At 71.4% G+C, this 4,411-nt stretch carries 4 protein-coding genes and 1 pseudogene; 1 reads left to right on the forward strand and 4 read right to left on the reverse strand.

Translation table 11 applies throughout. The features are described 5' to 3' along the window. Positions 1–2,089: radical SAM/SPASM protein FxsB, inactivated metallohydrolase extension form (fxsB, locus tag HO151_RS06720; protein ID WP_368039445.1), on the reverse strand; the 2,089-nt coding region annotated here is incomplete at its 3' end. A 128-nt stretch (positions 2,090–2,217) separates the two neighbouring features. Continuing rightward, the gene (locus HO151_RS06725; protein ID WP_173895171.1) at positions 2,218–2,397 is read right to left on the reverse strand and encodes a hypothetical protein; all 180 of its coding nucleotides are present in this window, start codon (positions 2,395–2,397) and stop codon (positions 2,218–2,220) included. A gap of 261 nt (positions 2,398–2,658) precedes the next feature. Here HO151_RS06725 and HO151_RS06730 point away from each other — a divergent pair, with 261 nt between their 5' ends. Next, on the forward strand, positions 2,659–3,540 hold the full coding sequence (locus tag HO151_RS06730) for a DUF4231 domain-containing protein (RefSeq protein ID WP_173895174.1): 882 nt from the start codon (positions 2,659–2,661) through the stop codon (positions 3,538–3,540). Between the two features lie 87 nt (positions 3,541–3,627). On the opposite strand, the gene HO151_RS06735 is transcribed toward HO151_RS06730, so the two are convergent. Next, positions 3,628–4,107, reverse strand: coding sequence for a hypothetical protein (locus HO151_RS06735; RefSeq protein ID WP_173895172.1), 480 nt, complete (start codon positions 4,105–4,107; stop codon positions 3,628–3,630). 114 nt (positions 4,108–4,221) lie between these two features. Further along, positions 4,222–4,411: pseudogene (locus tag HO151_RS06740) on the reverse strand (histidine kinase); the annotation flags it as partial.

Consider the following 4,411-nt stretch of genomic DNA (forward strand, 5'->3'; position numbering starts at 1 on the left):
CGGCCCTGCGCAGGGCCTCGTCCCGCGGAGGTGTCTCCCGGCCCCAGTAGGCGGCCTCGGCCAGTTGCTCGCCCGCCTCGGTGAGCAGCCGTCCCGCGCTGTTGCCCGGCACATGGAGGTCGGCGGTCTCGCGCAGGGCGTCGAGGCGCGCGAGGCGGCCGGCCCGCGGCAGTTCGCGCAGCAGCTCCCCGGCCTCGAAGTCCAGGGCGACCCCCAGGGCGCCGAGTCCGTGCGGTCCCGGACGCAGCCCCGAGCCCGGCGTGAGCGGGGTGATCGTGGTGGCCGCGAGGACGTCGGCGTCCTCGTGCCAGCCGGGCCGGGACTCGTTCAGCGTCTCGTAAGCCGTTCGCACCCGCTTGACGAACATCGCCAGGTCACTGGGGTCCAGCGCGGGGGCGACCGGTACGGGATAGACGTCCCGGTACGGGTCGGCGTCGTCGATGAGCAGGTACGCGCCGCGTCCGAGGTCCAGCGTCACCAGGGGCCGCCAGGCGGTGTCCCCACCGGCCGGCCGCCCGGCCGCCCGGCCGGGCACTTCGGCGGTGCCGCCGCTGTGCCGCAGTCGCAGGCCCTCCGGAGTCACCGTGGCCTCGACGCGGCCGGCCCCGGGCAGCCGCAGCGTGCCCAGTGTCGGAAGATGGACCTCGCCGTCGGGCTGGTCCCAGGACAGGACCGCCGGGGCGCCCGCGCGCAGAGCCGCGGCCGTGACCGTGGAGGCGAACCGGGCGACGGAGCCGCAGCCGTCCGAGGAGTGCAGCAGGGTGGGCCGTACATAGGGATGGGCGAGGACCGCGTCGAGGTGCTCGGCGGTACCGCTGTCGGCGTCCAGGCGCAGGACCGTCCGCCATGCGGCGTCCCAGTCCGGGGGACCGGCGAGGCGTTCGTTGGCGCGGGCGAGCAGTCCGCGGTTCACCTCCGCCTGGGCGAAGCGCAGTTCCCACGGATCGTGGACGCCCGGTGCGAGCGTCCGGTCGGTGAGGCGTTCGGCGACCCCTTCGACGAGAGCGCGCAGGTCGGCACAGAAGACGGACGGATTGTCGAAGCCGCTGCCGGTGCGGTAGCGATGGGCGTACAGACCTCCGCCACAGGAGTCGAGCACCGGGCAGGCGCGGCACGTGTCGCTGACACCGTCGGCGCCGCGCTGCCGGGCCCGGACGCCCGGATGGGTGGCGAACTCCTCGAAACCGTGCCGGAAGACGTCGTAGCCGGTGGCAGGTGCCCCGGCATAGGCGGTCTTGAGCGAATCGGCCTGCTCGAAGGTGCCGTCGGTCTCGACGACCGCCAGATCGGACGGGGCGAGCCCCATCGCCTCGGTCAGGCTCGGGCCGCCCCTGAGGGTGCTGAGCACCGAGTCGAAGGTGCGCACCGGCACCCTGCGGCCCTGTTCCTCCCAGCGGTCGAAGGCGCTGAGCAGCCAGTCCGCGTAAGGAGTCGGTGATTCCGGCGGGCGGGGCGGCGGATTGTCCCAGGTGGAATGCGGAAGGAGATAGTCGATACGCGGGGGATCGAGTGCCGTGAGGGCGTCGTGCACCGCCACCGGATCATTTCCGACGTCCACGGTGCAGAGCAGTCCGGCGAAGAGGTCTCCGTACTCCGGAAGCCGCAGGAGATCGATGGCTTTCAGTACTTTGTCGTAGCTGCTGCGGCCCCGGCGGTCTTTTCTGTGCACGTCGTTCGCCCGACGGTCCCCGTCGAGCGAAATGCTGACCTTGACCGCGTACTCCTTGAACACTTCCATATGGCGCCTGCCGAGCTGTACGCCGTTGGTGTGAATTCGAAGATCCAGGGCCGCTACGGGGGCCAGCGCGCGTGTGAACTCCGCACATGTCCGCCGAAGTCTGGCGGGTCCCGCGAGAAGCGGTTCACCCCCATGGAGAATTACCGACACCGATTCGAGTCCGCGGTCCTGCGCGTAGGCCGCGAATCGATCGGCCACCCGCGTGACCGTCTCCTCGGAAATGACGACGGGCCGTGCCCGCCAGCTCTGGTCGGCATGCTCGTACACGTAGCAGTGGTCGCAGGCCAGATCGCATCTGCTGTGGATCTTGAGCACCAGTTGCTGGACGGGAGGGGCGGTCACTTCGTACACGCTAAGGCCTCGGAGCCGGGTCGGTTCGTCTACAACGAGACGTATCGAAAGGGGAGTTGGAGAGAAAGCGACGAGTGGGCGCACCGGAACGCCGTCCGGTGCGCCCACTCGTCCGGACCACGTGCGGTCTAGAGCGCCGAGTCGAAGGTGATCCCTCCGGCGGGCCGGGGCCCGGCCGCGCCCGTCACGCGTCCGGCTGTTCTGCGGACGGTGATCCCGGACGGATCGATGTCCGACAGGGGGGTGCGCTTCCTGCGGTCCTGTGGGGAGGTGGCCGAATGGCGCCGCACCGTCGTCGAATGATTCATGGCTGCTTCATGGCTCCGTCTTCTTGTGTTGGGGGCCCAGCCGGCCCGTCGCAAGGAGAGGAACCTCTCAACTGAGACAGCAAAGGCCTTGAGCGCAGACTGTTCGCGCGACCATATCTCAGAGAGTAGTCGATTGGCTACACAAAGGCTGGTGCCGGGGCGCGCCGAGCGCGAATAATTGGCGCACTGTCCCTTCCCTACGCCGACTCCGTGAGGTGGGCAATGCGCCCTGCGACTCCGGGACCTGGACCTAGCATGACAATGAGGGAGGAATTTTTCCCTCCACTCTTTCGGGTGAATGACCGGCAGGCTCTCGCCCGTCAGAGCGAATCATTTCGAGCCGTTCGCACGCAATTGATCGTGCTGCTTTCGGCGACCGCCACCGCGATGCTCGCCGAGCGCCTGGAAAGCCATGTCCCGAGCGCCTGCGCGGCGGTCCTCTACGCGCTGGCGATCGTCATCGGTGTGCACACCTCGCGCCGCCGGGCGCGCGCCCACTGGCAGGCGCACCGGGCGGTCGCGGAGACACTCAAGTCACTGGCCTGGCAGTACATGGTGCACGGCGGTCCGTTCCACTCCCGGGTGAGGAATCCGGAGGCCCTGTTCGCCGAGCGGTCGGAAGAACGTCTTCGCGAGCTGCGCAAGGTGGGCTGGGAGGACACCCGTGACGGCACCGCCGCCCGGGGCGCCGGACAGATCACCGCGGCCATGCGCGCCGTACGGGCCAAGCCCTTCGAGGTGCGCCGCGACCTCTACCTGCGTGAACGCGTGCTGGAACAGTTCGTCTGGTACGGCAACCGCGCGGCCCGGGCCCACCGGGCCTCGGCGCTCTGGTCCTCCGTCACGGCCGCCCTCACCCTGATGGCGCTGCTCGCCGCCGTGTTCAGGGCGCTCGGGCTGATCGGCGGCTGGGATCTGACCGGATTCCTGAGTACGGCCGCGGCGGCCGGCGTCGCCTGGCAGGAGGTGCACCGCCACCGTCCCCTGACGTACGCGCACACGTTGATCGAGCAGGACCTCAAGACCCTCCGCGTCACCATGGGCACCACCGTGACCGAGGAGGGCTGGGCCGAGGCGGTGGCCGAGGCGGAACGGCTGGTGTCACCGCAGCACACGGACTGGCTGGGCAGGTTCGGCAGTTGAACACCCGGCGCGCTCCGGCCGGCCGGCCGCGCCCGCCCCGTGGGACATGGTCCGTGAGCCGTGCGCCGCACGGCTCCGCCGGACGCGTCAGCTCCGGCGCGCCCCGGGGCTCCACAGCACCGTGACCGGTACGCCGGTCCGCCGGGCGTACGCCACCACGTCCCCGGTGCCGCCCGGGCCCCGGGCGGGCCGGCCGTCCCAGACCGCTACCAGACGGTCCACGTGATCGACGATCCAGCGCCCGGCCGCATAGTACGCGTCCTCGTGCGTCGGTTCGGCGGGCAGATCCACCCGTGCGACGCACGAGGCGAGCAGCCGGCGGTAGGAGGCGCGCACCTCGTCGCCGCCGAGATGGGCCTCGTAGTCCATGCCCGGGATCACGGCCGTCAGCGGCACGGCACAGTCCAGGGCGATGCGCGCGAAGAGCTGGTCGGCACCGGCCGCCAGGCTGCTCAGCGCCTCCACCCCGCCGGTGGCGTCCCCCAGTTCCGCCCGGATCGCGGAGCGCACGGACGGCAGCGCGGCGGCGGGAATGTCCCGATGGCCGGTGACGCCGATACGGGGCACGGGGACCGCCTTCGGAATCGGAGGGGGAGGCGTCCGGGGCGGACCGCGGCACGTGACGTTCCAGCCTAGCGGCGTGGCCGGACCGCCGGGTGACGCGACAGCGGACGCTGGGGTTCACAGGGGTGACTGCCACGTCGCCGGGGTGGCCTCCCCGCCTCCGGTGCCGTCCGCGTCACCGTCCGTGTCGCCGCCGTCGGACACCGTCAGGCGTACTCCGGGGCGGCCGTCCGGGAGGGTCACCGTCGCGTCGACCAGGACGGCGACCCGGGCCGGGCCGGCGCGGCGGGACGCCGTGGCGAGGGCG

It is taken from the genome of Streptomyces sp. 8P21H-1 (genome assembly GCF_013302945.1).

Bases quoted from the DNA above. Each gene is read 5' to 3' on its own strand.
- HO151_RS06725 (WP_173895171.1), bottom strand. From the start codon at position 2,397: ATGAATCATTCGACGACGGTGCGGCGCCATTCGGCCACCTCCCCACAG.
- HO151_RS06730 (WP_173895174.1), top strand. From the start codon at position 2,659: ATGAGGGAGGAATTTTTCCCTCCACTCTTTCGGGTGAATGACCGGCAG.